Source organism: Pseudobutyrivibrio xylanivorans (assembly GCF_008935055.1).
In the GTDB taxonomy this organism is placed as follows: Bacteria; Bacillota; Clostridia; order Lachnospirales; family Lachnospiraceae; genus Pseudobutyrivibrio; species Pseudobutyrivibrio xylanivorans_A.
The window spans coordinates 3,202,352-3,218,008 of the sequence record NZ_CP043028.1 but is presented as its reverse complement, the minus strand read 5'-3'; the positions used below and the strand labels follow the sequence as shown (position 1 = coordinate 3,218,008).

The following is a 15,657-nucleotide window of genomic DNA, read 5'->3' as shown; positions in this document are numbered from 1 at the left end:
GTTCTAATAGGGCTTCTGGCTAAATTATTTGCACAGAATTTAAGATTGATGTATTTTATTAACATGATTAATGTATGCATAGTTGAAGATGACCTGGAGCAGGCCAATCTTCTGAAGGATTATATAAGTAAATATGAGAGCACCAGTAAGGAGCAGTTTAACATTTCTTATCTGCCAGATGGAATTGATCTTGTGGACGATTATAATGGGCAGTTCGATATTATCCTTTTGGATATTCAGATGAAGCACCTTGATGGCATGGCAGCTGCGGAGAAGATTCGTAAAATCGATCCTGATGTTATTATCATTTTCATTACATCAACAGTTCAGTATGCGGTGCAGGGGTATGCAGTGGACGCGCTTGGTTATGTGCTTAAGCCAGTGCCTTTCACTCAGTTCACCCAGCTTTTTGACAAGGCTACCACTCGTGTAAAGTCAAAGCGCCAGCATGTGTATATTAAGGTTTCGGTGGATGATAAGCAGTTGAAGCTAGATTGCGATACTGTGCATTATGTTGAAAGCTCACGAAACAATGTTATTTTGCATTGCGACGATGAGGACTATGTGACAGCAGGACCTTTGAAGAAGTTTGAAGAGATGCTTATGACCCACGGCTTTAGCAAATGCCACAATGCCTATATTATTAATCTTTCATTTGTGGAGGCTGTTCAGAAGGAGGAGGTTATACTTACTTCTGGAGAGGTGCTTCCTATAAGTAGAGCTAGAAAAAAAGAATTTATGGCTGCTCTGACGGAGGATATTTTATAAATGGATTTAACTGCATTCTTAGACCCTGTAAAGCTGCAGGATACCCCAAGATTATTTACCGCTATAGCTGAATGGCTGGCGGTTTTTGTTTATTTTAATATATACAAAAGACGTCATCACGACTACATCTTCGTGGTGCAGTGCGTGTTTACCTGTATTATGTTGGTTCTTTTCCAGTTTGTTGCAGGTCTTTTGCCGCTCTCACTTTGGATTCCAACCATGATTGGTGCTGTGCTGCTTATGTACTTATCTTTATATCTTGTGCTTGATATCAAGCCTTTAGACTGTGGAGTCATCACTACCCACGCCTTTGTTTTGGCGGAGTTTGCAGCCAGTCTCTATAAGCAGCTATACGTGTGGCTTGTATATTTCATGGGCCAGAAGCAAATTATGGATTCTGTAATGATAATGCTTGTGGTGTACACACTGACGTATCTTATCTATTTCAATTTCGAGCGTGGCAATATTGCTCCAGATAGAAATCTTAATATTAGTCGTAAGGAGCTTATAAGTGTTGTGCTTACTGGTGTTGGTGCATTTATCATGTCAAATATTAGTTTTATAAGCATCCGCACACCATTTTCAGCTTCGGAAAATATGCTTTATGTCCGAACCCTTGTCGACTTTGGAGGAATGCTCATGCTGATGACTCAGATGGGACGTCGAAACGAGCTCACCCTGAAAAATGAAAGTAATGAGATTAATCAGCTTTTCCAGAAGCAGTATGAGCAGTACAAGCTGGCTGTGGATAATTCCGAGGCACTCCGTAAGGAGATGCATGATATGAAGCACTATGTAATGGCACTTAAGAATGAGGATGACCCTGCACGCCGTGCTGAGGTTCTTGAGGATATGGAACAGGCACTGGCCATTCAGGAATCCTTTATGAATACTGGAAACAAGGTCTTGGATGTTATCCTTACCACAAAAAGCCTTCAGTGCCAGAAGAAGAACATTACATTAAATGCCATGGTAGATGGCGATTTGCTGTCGGGTATTCACGTTAAGGATATCTGTTCACTCTTTGGTAATATTCTTGATAATGCTATCGAGGCAACCCAACAGATTGAGGATGCTGAAAAGCGACTGATTACACTTTCAGTTAGAAAGCGAAACCAGTTTATCATTGTGGAGTGTGAGAATTGTTCCGATGCCTCAAATGTAAGATTTAGAAGTGATCAGAGAAGAAGAATTTTCAGAAGCAACAACCTTCCTAAGACCTCCAAGGGAGACAATGTAAAGCATGGTTTTGGACTTAAATCCATCAACCAGGTTGCCGAGAAATACGGCGGTGCCATGCATTGCTCCTATGAATCCGGATGGTTCAAGGTAAAAGTGTTGCTGTCGAATAAGAAATAGTATGACTTCTTGTGGGCTACTTAAGGAAAAAGCCCACAAGAACTTGGCTTTGCCAAGCAATATTTTCTTTCAGAAAATATTGGTCCATGTCCGGTTCTTGATTTTCTGAGGAAAATCAAAAACCTATAGATTTTTGCTGACAATTTCATTGTTTGGTCAGCAAGAAGTCATATTTTGCAAGTTATCACGAAAAAATGACAAGTTGTCCTGCGGGGCGACTTGTTTTTTTATTGACGTGGTATTGTAAATTCATGATTGAGTGGCTCGTGGTTGTGACCAGCGGGCTAGATTTATGGAGGATATAGATGGACGCTAAAGAAATAATTTCAAAGCTTACATTGATGGAAAAAGCCGCTCTTTTGAGCGGTAAAAATGAGTGGGAATCACGCGACATCCCACGACTTGGTATAAATTCAATTACATTTTCGGACGGCCCTCACGGCCTTAGACGTCAGGAAGGTGCAGGAGATCATTTAGGACTTAATGCTTCACTTCCTGCCACCTGCTTCCCAACAGCAGCAACAGTTGCAAATAGCTGGGACCCAGAGATTGGTGAGGAGATTGGTGCAGCACTTGGCGAGGAGGCAGTGGCACAGAATGTTGATGTACTCCTTGGACCAGGACTTAATATGAAGCGCTCACCACTTTGTGGACGTAACTTTGAGTATTTCAGTGAGGATCCAATTCTTGCAGGAAAGATGGCTGCTGCTTACGTTCGTGGTATTCAGAGCCAGCACATTTATTCCTGCCCAAAGCACTTCGCAGTAAACTCTCGTGAGTATCGCAGAATGGCAATGAATGCAGTTGTTGATGAGCGTACACTTCGTGAGATTTACCTTACAGCATTTGAGATTGCTGTTAAGGAAGGCGGAGCAAAGACTATCATGTCTGCTTATAACGAGGTTAATGGCAAGTATGCTAATGAAAACGAGCATCTTCTTGTTGATATTCTTAGAGACGAGTGGGGCTTTGATGGAATCGTTGTAACAGACTGGGGCGCAAGCAACGACCATGTTGCAGGTGTTAAGTGCCAGTCAAATGTTGAGATGCCAAACCCTGGTCTTGATTCAGCAAGAGAGCTTATCAAGGCAGCTACTGAGGGTGAAGGTCGTATCACAGAGGAGGAGATTGATAGAGCAATCCTCCCAATCATTGAGGCAGCTATCTATTTCAAAGAGAACGATCATACAAAGGGCTTTGATAAGGAAGCACATCATGCAATCGCAAAGAAGGCAGCAATTAATTCAGCAGTTCTTCTCAAGAATGATGAGGATATTCTTCCTCTTAAGGCTGGCACAACAGTATGCCTTAAGGGACCTTTCGTAGAGAAGCCTCGCTACCAGGGCTCAGGAAGCTCACAGGTTAACTCAACAAAGGTTGAGACAATCGCAGAGCAGATTAAGAATTACGACCTTAAGGTTGTGGATGATCCTGAGAAGGCTGACGTTGTTTTATTCTTCTTCGGACTTGATGAAATTGCAGAGTCTGAGGGTGGCGACAGAATGTCAATTGATATTCCTGAGTATCAGATTAAGGAGCTTGAGGGACTTACAGTTTTTAACAAGCACATTATCGGTGTGATGTCTGCTGGTTCATCTGTAAAGATGCCTTGGCTTGGTAACTTACAGGCTCTTCTTCACGGATATCTTACAGGACAGGCTGGAGCATCAGCACTCCTTGATATCATCACAGGCAAGGAGATTCCTACAGGAAAGCTTACAGAGTCTTACCCATTCGCATATGCGGATTGTTCAATCGTAAATTACGCAGATACAGAGAAGAGAAATCTTCAGTATCGCGAGGGACCATTCATTGGATATCGTTATTACGATACAGCTGATGTTGCAGTTCAGTTCCCATTTGGATATGGTCTCAGCTATACAACCTTTGAGTATTCAGCACTTACTGTTTCAGAAAATGGAGTAAAGTTCACCATCACCAACACAGGCAAACGCGACGGTGCAGAGATTGCACAGCTTTATGTTGGTAAAGCAGAGTCAGGACTTATCCGTCCAAAGAAGGAGCTTAAGGGCTTCAAGAAGGTTTGGATTAAGGCAGGAGAGTCAGTAGAGGTTGAGATTCCATTTGATGACAAGACCTTCCGTTACTTCTCAACTGTTTCAAACAAGTGGGAGGTTGAAGCAGGCCAGTATCAGATTTATGTTGGAGCAAGTGTTGCTGATATCAAGCTCACTGGCGAAATCAGTCGTGAGGGAACAATCACAGAGTTGCCATATGACATCGAGCAGCTTCCAAGCTATAAGTCAGGAAAGGTTCGTAACGTTCATTACGAGGAGTTCGAGAAGCTTTATGCTAATCCACTTCCAGAGGAGAAGGTTGGACCACTTGATATCAACGATGCATTCTGCCAGATGGAAAATGCAAAGAGCGGAATCGGCAGATTGGTTTACAAGATTTTGAAGAAGAAGCTTGATCAGTCATACGAGAAGGGCATTCCTGATTTGAACGTAATGTTCATCTACAACATGCCATTTAGAGCAATGAGTAAGATGACTGGTGGAATGGTTTCCCGCGAGATGACAGAATCAATCGTCACCATTTTCAACGGACACTTCTTCCGCGGATTAGGCGGCGTAATCGGAGGCTTCTTCCGCAACCGTCGTGCAAATGCAAAATACGAAGCTCGTTTACATCAAAACGATTAGTTGGAGCTAAAGATTGGAGATTTGATATGAATTTTTGGAATAATTTTGCAGAGAAGCATCCTGCAGTTGCTAAATGGGTTCGTGAAGGCGGCTTATTCGTAATCGTAAGTAACGCCATCACAGTATTTAAGTATTTGTTACTTACATTCCTTCCAGCAGCCTTCGCATTTTTAGGCACTCGTTCATTTGGCTGGCCAGGAAAAGAGCTTACATTATTTGGTGAGACATTCCAGTGGAATATTTTGGGATATGACGATGCTCACGGTGGATTAGCTTACTTCGCAGCATACATGGTTGCAATGGTAATTGGTGAGTGCATCAATTTCCCAATCCAGAAGCTGTGGGTTTTCCGTAACCACGACAAGCCAGGAAAGCAGATTGCGTGGTACATCCTTGCATTCATCTTAATTACCTGCATCGTGAACTCAATCAACTGTATCTGGGTTGCTGTAGCAGGCAAGTTCGTAGCACCATTCGTATATAACATTGGCACTACAGTACTCAACGGAGGCGTTTCTATGGTTGTATTTTTCTTTGTAAACAAAATTATATTTCCAGAGACACCTAAGAACGAGTAATGATATCTTCAGTAGTTTTCTACTGCTGGTATATAAATGAGTCGGTTGGCATTAAGTTAAGATGAGCTGGTAGGTATCAAGCTCTGAGGTCTCTGAATGAGGCATTTAGCCGAAGAAAGAGACTCTCAGGCTTGTAGCCGTAACCAGCGGGCCAAAATACTTGGCGTAACCGACGGATTTAAGGAAGGAGAAGAGAGAATGTTATCAATCAACATTGCGGACGTAATTGCCGTCCTCGAGCAAATCAAAGTACAGCTCATAGTAGCAGGCATTGTACTTGCTCTCGCAATTATTGTTACACTTGTAGCAATCAAAATTAAGAAGCCTCTTAAGAGCTTCGTTAGAAAGCAGGCATGGCTTGTTTTCTTACTTACATTAGTGATTGTGGTATCTAATGTACTTCTTTCACCACTGTATTCAATGGTAAATATGGCCATGGGTGGTGGAACTATTTCAGAGGAAGCCATTGATGAAGCAAAGGCACTTTGTACTGAAATCGCAGAAGAGGGTATTGTTCTTTTAAAGAATGATGATAAGGCACTTCCACTTGCAAGCGGCGCAAAGGTTAATATCTTTGGTTGGTCTTCAACAAATCCAATTTATGGTGGTACAGGTTCAGGTGCTCTTTCAGCAGCTTATCCTACAGTAGATTTCCTTACAGGACTTACTGATGCAGGTATCGAGTACAACCAGGATCTTGTAGATTTCTACACAGGTTGGAGAACAGAAAGACCTACAGTAGGTATGATGGGACAGGATTGGACAATTCCTGAGCCAAAGCTTGATGAGTATGGTTCACTTATTTCTGATTCAAAGAGTTACTCAGACACAGCTATTCTTTTCATCGCACGTTCAGGTGGTGAGGGCGCAGACCTTCCAATGAGCTATGATGGAGAAGACACATTCTCAACAGAGGGTATGTTTGGTGCTTCTGGTGTTCGTTATTCAGATCAGTCTGATGATTTAGATGCATCAAAGTCTTATCTTGAGCTTTCAAACAGAGAGCAGGCTCTTCTTGACGAAGTTACTTCAAACTTCGACAAGGTTATCGTAGTAGTAAACTCAGCTAACGCTATGGAGCTTGGTTTCGTTAATGAGTATCCACAGATTAAGTCAGTTCTTTATTGCCCAGGTACAGGCCAGACAGGTTTTGATGGACTTGGCGAGATTATAGCAGGTCAGGTAAATCCTTCAGGTAAGACAGCTGATACTTTCGTGGCTGATTTATTTAAAACACCTACCGCTAACAACTTTGGTGATTTCGATTACACAAATATGTCAGAGTTTGGTGTTGACAACATGTTTGCAGAGGGCGGCAAGAGCTACCCAACATTCGTTAACTACGTAGAAGGTATCTACGTTGGTTACAGATTCTATGAGACAGCTTATGCTGAGGCACAGGCTGGCAACATGGAATTTGATTATGACGCACAGGTTTTATATCCATTTGGTTATGGTCTTTCCTATACAACTTTCAAGCAGGAGATGGGTGACATCACTACAGATGGCAAGACTGTTTCCTTCGACGTAACAGTAACAAATACTGGTGATGTTGCTGGTAAGGACGTTGTAGAGGTTTACTACAATCCTCCATACACAAACGGTGGCATTGAGAAGTCTGCAGCAAACCTTATCGAGTTCGCAAAGACAGGCACTCTTGAGCCAGGCGCTTCTGAGACAGTTTCTGTTTCATTTGCACTTGAGGATATGGCTTCATACGATACAGACGGAAATGGCTGCTACGTACTTGAGGCTGGTGACTATGAGATTTCTATCAACTCAGATTCTCACAACAAGATTGCTTCTGACAAGGTTACAGTTGCATCTACAGTAGTATATGATGAGTCTAACAAGAGAGAGTCTGACCAGGTTGCAGCTACAAATCAGTTTGATTTTGCAAAGGGTGAGAACTTCGAGTACCTTTCAAGAGCAGATGGATTTGCTAACTACGATGTAGCTACAGCAGCTCCTACATCATTCGAGCTTGGAGCAGATTACAAGGCTAACTATTACAACGAGACAAACTATGATCCAACAGTTTACAACAATGATTCAGATGTAATGCCTACAACAGGCGCAGACAACGGTCTCAAGCTTGCAGACCTTCGTGGCGTAGATTACGATGATGAGAAGTGGGATCTTCTTCTTGATGAAATGTCAGTAGCAGATATGAACACTCTTATCGAGCTTGGTGGTTATGAGACTTCAGCAGTTGATTCAATCGGCAAGGTTATGACATACGATTGTGATGGTCCTGCTTCAATCAACAACAACTTCACAGGACAGGGTTCTATCGGATTCCCAGCAGCAGTTATGATTGCGTGCACATGGAATAAGGACCTTGCACATGCATTCGGTGATTCAATCGGCCGTATGGCAAACGATATGGACGTATCTGGTTGGTACGCTCCAGCTACAAACACTCACAGATCTGCATTTGCAGGACGTAACTTTGAGTACTACTCAGAGGACGGCGTTCTTGCAGGTTGGATGTGTGCAAACGCTGTTGCTGGCGCTAGAGATCACGGCGTATACTCTTACGTAAAGCACTTTGCAACAAACGATCAGGAGACAAATCGTACAGGACTTCTTTGCACATGGCTCAACGAGCAGTCACTCCGTGAGATTTACTTAAAGTCATTCGAGATTACATTCAAGAATGCAGATGCTGGTGCAACAATGGTTGCATTCAACAACATCGGTGTAGAGCCAGCAGAGGCTTGCTCAGCACTTCTTAACACAGTACTTCGTGGCGAGTGGGGATTCCGTGGATTTGCCGAGACAGATTACTTCGGTGGATACGGATACCAGGATTCTGACCGTATGATTAGAAATGGTTGCGACCTTATGCTTGCAACATATTCTACACCACAGTCAACAGTTACAGATCAGACATCTGCAACATCTGTAATTGCTATGAGACAGTCAGCTAAGAACATCCTTTACACAGTTGTTAATAGCCGCGCTTATGATTCAGCAGTTAATACAGGACTTCCTACATGGGTTAAGATTCTTTATGCAGTAGATGCACTTCTTATTGCACTCATCGCATTCCTTGAGTACAAGGCTATTAAGAAGTACCTCGCTCAGAAGAAGGCTTGCGCCCCAAGCGTGGAGGAAGCGTAGAAGAGTATATAGGAAATTTTAATTCTATTGTGAATTGATTCTGGGAGGTGCGAGTCTTACTCGCGCCTCCTTGTCTTTTCATAAGGCTTGAAATACTGATGAGTCCGATTTTTGCGGACTCATTTTTTCTTGCCACAGACCTGATTCTGTTAGAAATTGAAAGCACTGCATTTTTATCATCATGGAATATGCGTATCTTTACAGGTTCTGTCTCATCAGCATACTTATCTATATTCGTAAATACGTTATTGAAAACTCTTAGCATATCATTCATGTTTACATGAATTTTGAAGGTATCCATCGGATCTTCAATTTCAAAACTAAAGCCCTGAGCCTCAAGTGGGAGTGAAAGCTCTGCTATCATTTGCATAAAAAGCTCTACACCGTCATATTCCTCCAAAGCCTCAGCAGGACGCTCAGGATGAGGGTCAAAGGCAAGAAAATATTCGAAAAGTCTGTCTGACATTTCTTTAATCTGATAACAGGTACTAAGTGCTGTTTCGATATATTTATCCATTTCCTCAGGAGAACTGTAGTGGTGCTCCTTTAGAATTTCAAGGTACCCCAATTGTGTGGTAAGTGGGGTCCTCAAATCATGAGAGAGGGCAGTGACCAGACTGTTATTTGCCTGCAAAGCCTTTTTTTCGTTTTGCATTTGCTGTGAAAGGGATATGCGCATAGCATTAAGACTATCGGCCACCTGAGAAAGCTCATCATTTCCACGAACAGGTATATGATAATCTAAATTTCCACCCTCTAATATTTTTATTCCACTTGTCACATCCTTTATATAATGAATTTTTTTGCGGACAAAGGTAATTAAAAGAAGAATTGTTATAAGAGCACTTATTGCAACGCTCAAATTCTGTAGTTGAACATACATATCGTACTGAACGTTGGTGTAAAGATAAAGTGTGGCATCACCATCCACAAGACGAATAGCAACCTTTGTCTTCTCAGGGAAGAAATCCTGGTACTCCCTTAAGGTTTCCTGAAATTCACTGTCAGAAAGCGAAATTGGAGAGACTTCGTCGTTGTCGTCTGGTGCATAGAAGGAATTATAGATAATATAATCATCTTTTTTTATGTAGAAGAAGTATGAATAATTTTTTTCATACCAGTTGGTAAATGCGGAAGTATCATCTGAACTGATTTGGTTTTCGTAGATATAGGTTTGAAGCTTGTCAGTATAAATGGAAATCTTGTAATTCTTGTAATCAGATTCTGTCCATTTGGAATAAGCTATCTGTGCGCTAAGAACCATTAATCCAAGATAGCAGATGAATCCTATTAAAAAAGAAATGAGCACACCAATAGCCAATTCGATGTAGAGTGATTGGGTGAAAAAATTCTTTATTTTTCTCATTGTAATTTGTAGCCCTTTCCCCATACTGTAAGCAGATGCCTTGGATTAGAAGGATCTTCCTCGATTTTGGTACGCAGGTTTCTGATATGAACCATGATTGTGGCATTTGAACTGTAGAAATATGGCTCATTCCAAATGGTTTCATATATAAGCTGAGCTGGGAAAACTCTACTAGGGTTTGAAATCAGTAGCTTAAAGATTTGATATTCAAGCTCAGATAAATCGAGCTGAACCTCTTGGCCCTCTGAATTCCGTGCAAAGACTTCGTTTCTATCCTTTGCCACCTTGAAAATATCATAGGAGAGAAATGCATCATCACTGGGAGCTTCTTTTCCCTTGTATACGTAGTACCTACGAAGGAGCGATTTTACCCTTGCTGTAAGCTCAGCGTGGGAAAATGGCTTTGATAAGTAGTCATCTCCACCTATTAAAAGTCCTAAGGATTTGTCAGAGTCAGTTCCCTTAGCTGTAAGGAATAGAATTGGCATCTGATAGTTTTCTCTGATTTTTTTACAGACGTCGAGACCAGATTGGCCTGGCATCATAATATCCAAAATAATAAGGTCAATTTCGTCGTTTACCATTTCAAGGGCTGTTTCACCATCACAGGCTTCACGTACTTCGTAGCCCTCGCTCTCCAGTAATATCTTTATAATATTTCTAATTTCTTCATTATCATCCACTGTCAAAATAGTTTGCTTCGGCATAATTCGTTCCTCATAAAATATCATCGGTTGATTGTATAGTAACACAAAAATCGTGATTAATCTTTGAAATCGGCTGTCTTAAGATTTCTTTAGAATCACCATAGGAATTTCTTTAGATTCACACTGTAAGATAACAGCTGTGAATTGAACAGAACAATGATTTCGGAGGTTTTAATAATGAAATTTAATAAAATAGCTGTTTCAGCAATGGTTATATCAGCAGTTGCAATTACAGCAATTGTTGGTGTAACTGGAATGAAGGCTGTAAAGGCAAAAGATACAGAGGAAGAATTGACAACTACAGTACAGGTAGCAAAGCAGGATATAGAAAAAACACTTTCAGCTACGGGAACAATTATTTCAGCAGAGCAGTCAACAGCGTTTGCTACAACTTCTGGTTCGTATCCAGTGGCAGAGGTTTATGTTAAGGTTGGCGACGTAGTGAAAAAGGGCGATAAGCTTTATAAGCTTGATATGATAACAATGGAGGACCAGCTAAAGTTTCAGAATCAGGCACTTAGCATTCAGAATCAGCAAAATGCCCTTGCAGCCCAGTCAGCTGCAGCAGCTCTTCAAAATGCTCAGGATAGTGGAGCAGTATCTGTAAATGATGCAAACAGAAGCCTTGCAGAGGCTCAGCAAAATCAGCTTGTTGCAAACAGAAATGTAAAAAGCGCTGATGATGCTTTAGGCGATGCAAGACGAGCTGAGGACAACGCAGAAAAAGAGTATAACAATGCAAAGTCAGAGTACGAAAGACTTAAAAATACAGATGGCACAGCTCAGGAAGATTTGGATAAAGCAAACGAGAGAGTAAATCAGGCTAAGAGCAGTTATGACTCAGCTACGTCAGCAAGAAAATCTGCAGAGGCAACTTTATCTCAGGCGAAGGATGCGGTTAATTCAGCCAATCGTTCATTAGATGGAGCCAATCAGGCTGCAGGTAAAGCCCAGACAGATGCAAATGCAAACATCATCAATCAGGCTCAGTCTGTAAAATCTGGAGAGCTTTCAGCGAAGGCAAGTACTCTTTCAAATCAGCAGGAGATTGCCAAAACAAAGGAAGAGCTTAGAAAAGCAATTGTATATGCCTCGCAGGATGGAACAGTTACCAATGTAAATATTAAGCCAGGCCAGAGCTACAGCGGAACAGATGCAGTAGTCATTGATAATGTTACTAATTTAAAGGCAACAGCTGACATTGATGAGGCACAGATTCCAAACATTGCAATGGGCCAGAAGGTCAGAATTAAAACAGATGCTACGGGAGATGAAATTCTCACAGGAACAGTAACATTTGTTTCACCTACAGCGACAAAAAACAGTAATAAGACAACAGAGAATGAGTCAACAACAGCATCAGTATCAAAGAGTAGAGCAACCTACAGAGTGGACGTAACTCTCGATGGGACAAACGAAGCACTTAGACTTGGAATGACTGCAAAGATGACTTTTGTTATTGCAAGCAAAAATGGAGCGCTTGCTGTGCCATCTGGAGATATTAAGACAGATGTAGATGGAAGTAAGTATGTATTAGTTCAGGAAAATGGTGAGAGCTCTAAGAACGTGAAGATTGAGACTGGAATCTCAGATGACTTCTTCACAGAGGTTACAGGTGGAACATTGAAAGAGGGCGATACAATCATTGAAAATTCATCTGAGGGTGGAAATGATGCAGTCCTTGAATCAATGGGAGCAGATGGAGGTATTTATCTTGATTAATGAGAAGGAGATTCTGTTATCTGCCAGAAATATCAGGAAAAGTTATTATATTGGCACTCCAAATGAACTTGAAATTTTACACGGTATAGACCTGGATATTCGTAAAGGCGAATTCGTTTCTATTGTAGGTCAGTCCGGTTCTGGAAAGAGTACGCTTATGAATATACTTGGAATATTGGACAGACAGACCTCAGGGGATTACACATTAAATGGCACTAATATTTCCGAGGCTCCAGCAAAGGAGCTGGCGAAGCTTAGAAATAAACATATAGGTTTTGTTTTTCAGACATACAATTTGATTGCCCGTACAGATGCTCTTTCAAATGTGGAAATGCCAATGCTATATGCAGGAATTTCACCAAAGGAAAGAAGAGAAAGAGCAAAGGAACTTTTGGAAATGGTTGGAATGGGAGAGCGTATGCATCACACTCCAGACGAGCTTTCGGGAGGACAAAAGCAGCGTGTTGCTATCGCCAGGGCCATGGCTAATGATCCAGATATTATTCTTGCAGATGAGCCAACGGGAGCGTTGGATTCTGGAACAGGCCGAATGGTTATGGATATATTTCATGACTTACATGAGAAACAGGGGAAGACAATTGTGCTTATCACACACTCAAATGAGTTGGCAGCAGAGACCCCAAGAATCATTACTATCAGTGATGGCAACATAATATCAGAGAAAATAAATAGTATGAACATAAGTGAAGCAGAACCTTTTGAAAGGAAAAACGTATGTTAGTAGAAAATTGCAAGCTTGCAATTATTAGTATAAAAGCAAATAAGATGCGAGCTTTCCTGACAATGCTTGGAATCATAATTGGTGTTGCTGCTGTCATAGCAATTATGACAGTTGGCAATTCCATGACCAAAGGAATTCAAAAGCAGATGGAAAGCTATGGCGTTCAAAATATATCAGTTAGTATTTATCAAATTGATTATTCTCAAGAACTGTCTGCTGAAGACGATGAAAATGCAAAATTCAAACCCGAAACAATTCACTCCCTTATTAAAAAATTCGACAATAAAATCAGTGCCGTTTCCGTCGACACTAGTGTAGGTTCAGGGACAGTTCTTGTTAATAATATAAAAGCAAATGTAAGTGTTAGTGGAGTAAGTGCTGGATATTTTAAGGCAAACAATATCAAGCTGCTTCATGGAAATTTTTTCGATCAGGTAGCTTATGAGCAGGGAAACAAGGTCGCACTTGTTTCCGATAAATATGCAAAACAGGTAGCAGGGGATAATTATAAACCAGAGGATGTGCTGGGAAAGGAATATGAGGTCAACGTGAATGATGAATATGTTCCAGTGACTGTGGTTGGTATTTTTGAATACAAGCAGGAGGGAGGAGCAGGTGGCTCATCAAAGAATCAGGTGACACCTATGTTTATCCCGCTATCTACAGCATGGAACATCACTCACAACAAGGATATCGAATATATCACTGTAGTTGCAGCAGAAGGAGTAGATGCTTCAGCACTAAGTAATGATATAAAGACATATTTGACAGAGGCGCTGAAAGACAAGCTTTCAGATACGCTTATGGTAGATGCATACAGCAATCAGTCAATGATTAAGGAAAATACCAAGATGCTTAATCAGATTACCATGGCAATTTCTCTCATTGCAGCAATAGCGCTTATCGTTGGTGGAATTGGTGTTATGAATATCATGACAGTTTCCATAACTGAACGTACAAGGGAAATAGGAACCCGAAAAGCTCTTGGCGCAGAGGATGCCATGATAATGCTTCAGTTTATAAGCGAGGCAATAATCCTTTGTCTCATTGGAGGAATTATAGGCATGATTATTGGTGTAGGTTTGGGAGATATCGCCTCTAAACTTATGGGATATGATCCAACTGTTTCTATTGCAAGTATATTTATATCAGTTGGTTTCTCACTTGCCATTGGTACTTTCTTTGGATATTCTCCAGCAAAGCATGCTGCGAAAATGAATCCAATAGATGCCTTAAGATATGAGTAAAGATACACAATTTTGACATAGTATTCCTATAGAATGTTCAATGACACAATAATTGAATATTTAGGAGGCAAGTGGAAAATGAGAATGAAAAATTTAGTTAAGCAATCGCTGGGGATTCTGTTAACTTGCGTGATGGTGATTTCTTTGAATATCACATCGTTGGCTGCTGAGGCAGATCCGCTGTCGCTTTGGACAGAAGGTGCAGCATCAAAAGCTGCACTTATGAATTACATGGCAACTATTACAGACGAGAACAGCCCTAATTTTATTCCTATTCAGGATAGAATAGCAGTTTTCGATTTGGATGGAACTCTTTGCTGTGAGACTGACCCTGTTTATTTCGACCATATGCTTTTACAGCACCGCGTTTTGGAGGACCCAACCTACAAGAACAAAGCTTCCGATTTTGAAAAGGAAGTTGCAAACAAGGTTATTGAATTTGCCGAGACAGGAAAGTATCCAGCAGGCATGGATAATGACCATGGCAAGGCTGTTGCATCAGCATTTGCAGGAATGACAGTAGATGAGTTTCTAGCATATGTAATCAATTACAGAAACACACCTACAAATAGCTATGAAGGTATGACAAAAGGTGATGCTTTCTACAAGCCAATGGTTCAGGTTGTAAATTTCCTTCAGGCTAATGGCTTTACAGTTTATATTGTAAGTGGAACGGACAGACTTATTGTCCGTGGTCTTGTGGCAGGCAAGCTTCCAATTCTTCCAAGAAACATTATTGGCTCTGATGAAACAATCGTTTCAAATAATCAGGGTGATGCAGATGGACTTGAATACGTATTTACGGATAAGGACAAGCTGGTTCTCGGAGGAAATTTTGTAGTAAAGAATCTGAAGATGAACAAGGTTACAGTCATTGCTCAGGAAATTGGACAGCAGCCAGTTCTTTCATTTGGAAACAGCACTGGTGACGCAAGCATGGCTGAGTACGTAACTACCAACAATAAATACAAGAGTCTTGCATTCATGCTTTGCTGCGATGACACTGTTCGCGAAAACGGAAAGCTCTCATCAGCTGAGAAGATGTATGGCCTTTGCCAGCAGTTCGACTGGGTACCTGTATCAATGAAAAATGACTGGACAACCATCTATGGTGAGGGTGTAACGAAGAAGTAAAGATTGCATATTAATTAGGAGGTCTAAGCGTTGGCTTAGGCCTCTTTTTTTACTCTAAAAATAATTGATAATCCCTTATTATAAAAATCTATAAATTATATCTTGACTTTATAAACACGTAATTTTATACTTTAACACAGCGAAGTGATAATACTTTAAATTAATATAAATTATTCCGCATATTTATGGATTTTGTCTTTGGAGGTTATATGATTTCACACCAGCAGATATGTAATATTTTC

General features: G+C 41.0%; 11 protein-coding genes. 9 read left to right on the top strand and 2 right to left on the bottom strand.

Going from position 1 to position 15,657, the window contains the following annotated elements; genetic code table 11:
• Nucleotides 1–48: 48 nt before the first annotated feature.
• The 5 genes from FXF36_RS14355 to FXF36_RS14335 all read left to right on the top strand — a co-directional run bounded on the left by FXF36_RS14355 (nt 49) and on the right by FXF36_RS14335 (nt 8,497).
• Nucleotides 49–768 (top strand): LytR/AlgR family response regulator transcription factor, encoded by a 720-nt coding sequence (locus FXF36_RS14355; protein WP_243143523.1) that lies wholly within the window; start codon nt 49–51, stop codon nt 766–768.
• Nucleotides 769–2,127, top strand: coding sequence for a sensor histidine kinase (locus FXF36_RS14350; RefSeq protein ID WP_151625257.1), 1,359 nt, complete (start codon nt 769–771; stop codon nt 2,125–2,127). It abuts the gene before it with no gap.
• A gap of 305 nt (nt 2,128–2,432) precedes the next feature.
• The gene (locus tag FXF36_RS14345; protein ID WP_151625255.1) at nt 2,433–4,793 is read left to right on the top strand and encodes a glycoside hydrolase family 3 C-terminal domain-containing protein; all 2,361 of its coding nucleotides are present in this window, start codon (nt 2,433–2,435) and stop codon (nt 4,791–4,793) included.
• Nucleotides 4,794–4,819: 26 nt separating this feature from the next.
• Entirely contained in the window at nt 4,820–5,371 is a 552-nt protein-coding gene (locus FXF36_RS14340; protein WP_151625253.1) for a GtrA family protein, read from the top strand.
• 198 nt (nt 5,372–5,569) lie between these two features.
• Nucleotides 5,570–8,497, top strand: coding sequence for a glycoside hydrolase family 3 protein (locus FXF36_RS14335; protein WP_151625251.1), 2,928 nt, complete (start codon nt 5,570–5,572; stop codon nt 8,495–8,497).
• Here the strand turns inward: FXF36_RS14335 and FXF36_RS14330 are convergent.
• Nucleotides 8,442–9,863 carry a HAMP domain-containing sensor histidine kinase gene (locus tag FXF36_RS14330; RefSeq protein WP_167511401.1) on the bottom strand — a complete coding sequence of 474 codons (1,422 nt, stop codon included), beginning with the start codon at nt 9,861–9,863 and terminating at the stop codon, nt 8,442–8,444. The genes FXF36_RS14335 and FXF36_RS14330 overlap by 56 nt on opposite strands.
• Nucleotides 9,860–10,570: a response regulator transcription factor gene (locus tag FXF36_RS14325; RefSeq protein ID WP_151625247.1), complete on the bottom strand. Its 711-nt coding sequence runs from the start codon at nt 10,568–10,570 to the stop codon at nt 9,860–9,862. Before FXF36_RS14325 ends, FXF36_RS14330 begins: the two co-directional genes overlap by 4 nt.
• Before the next feature lie 177 nt (nt 10,571–10,747).
• Here FXF36_RS14325 and FXF36_RS14320 point away from each other — a divergent pair, with 177 nt between their 5' ends.
• From FXF36_RS14320 to FXF36_RS14305, 4 genes are all read left to right on the top strand, one after another.
• Nucleotides 10,748–12,292 (top strand): efflux RND transporter periplasmic adaptor subunit, encoded by a 1,545-nt coding sequence (locus FXF36_RS14320; RefSeq protein ID WP_167511400.1) that lies wholly within the window; start codon nt 10,748–10,750, stop codon nt 12,290–12,292.
• Entirely contained in the window at nt 12,270–13,034 is a 765-nt protein-coding gene (locus FXF36_RS14315; RefSeq protein ID WP_151625244.1) for an ABC transporter ATP-binding protein, read from the top strand. Before FXF36_RS14320 ends, FXF36_RS14315 begins: the two co-directional genes overlap by 23 nt.
• Nucleotides 13,028–14,281, top strand: a complete 1,254-nt coding sequence (locus FXF36_RS14310) for an ABC transporter permease (protein ID WP_151625242.1) — start codon at nt 13,028–13,030, stop codon at nt 14,279–14,281. The genes FXF36_RS14315 and FXF36_RS14310 overlap by 7 nt, the downstream gene beginning before the upstream one ends.
• 78 nt (nt 14,282–14,359) lie before the next feature.
• Nucleotides 14,360–15,415, top strand: a complete 1,056-nt coding sequence (locus FXF36_RS14305; protein WP_167511399.1) for an HAD family hydrolase — start codon at nt 14,360–14,362, stop codon at nt 15,413–15,415.
• Nucleotides 15,416–15,657: the final 242 nt, after the last annotated feature.

Bases quoted from the DNA above. Each gene is read 5' to 3' on its own strand.
- FXF36_RS14320 (WP_167511400.1), top strand. From the start codon at position 10,748: ATGAAATTTAATAAAATAGCTGTTTCAGCAATGGTTATATCAGCAGTT.
- FXF36_RS14315 (WP_151625244.1), top strand. From the start codon at position 12,270: ATGGAGGTATTTATCTTGATTAATGAGAAGGAGATTCTGTTATCTGCC.
- FXF36_RS14350 (WP_151625257.1), top strand. From the start codon at position 769: ATGGATTTAACTGCATTCTTAGACCCTGTAAAGCTGCAGGATACCCCA.
- FXF36_RS14325 (WP_151625247.1), bottom strand. From the start codon at position 10,570: ATGCCGAAGCAAACTATTTTGACAGTGGATGATAATGAAGAAATTAGA.
- FXF36_RS14310 (WP_151625242.1), top strand. From the start codon at position 13,028: ATGTTAGTAGAAAATTGCAAGCTTGCAATTATTAGTATAAAAGCAAAT.
- FXF36_RS14355 (WP_243143523.1), top strand. From the start codon at position 49: ATGTATTTTATTAACATGATTAATGTATGCATAGTTGAAGATGACCTG.
- FXF36_RS14340 (WP_151625253.1), top strand. From the start codon at position 4,820: ATGAATTTTTGGAATAATTTTGCAGAGAAGCATCCTGCAGTTGCTAAA.
- FXF36_RS14345 (WP_151625255.1), top strand. From the start codon at position 2,433: ATGGACGCTAAAGAAATAATTTCAAAGCTTACATTGATGGAAAAAGCC.
- FXF36_RS14305 (WP_167511399.1), top strand. From the start codon at position 14,360: ATGAGAATGAAAAATTTAGTTAAGCAATCGCTGGGGATTCTGTTAACT.
- FXF36_RS14330 (WP_167511401.1), bottom strand. From the start codon at position 9,863: ATGAGAAAAATAAAGAATTTTTTCACCCAATCACTCTACATCGAATTG.
- FXF36_RS14335 (WP_151625251.1), top strand. From the start codon at position 5,570: ATGTTATCAATCAACATTGCGGACGTAATTGCCGTCCTCGAGCAAATC.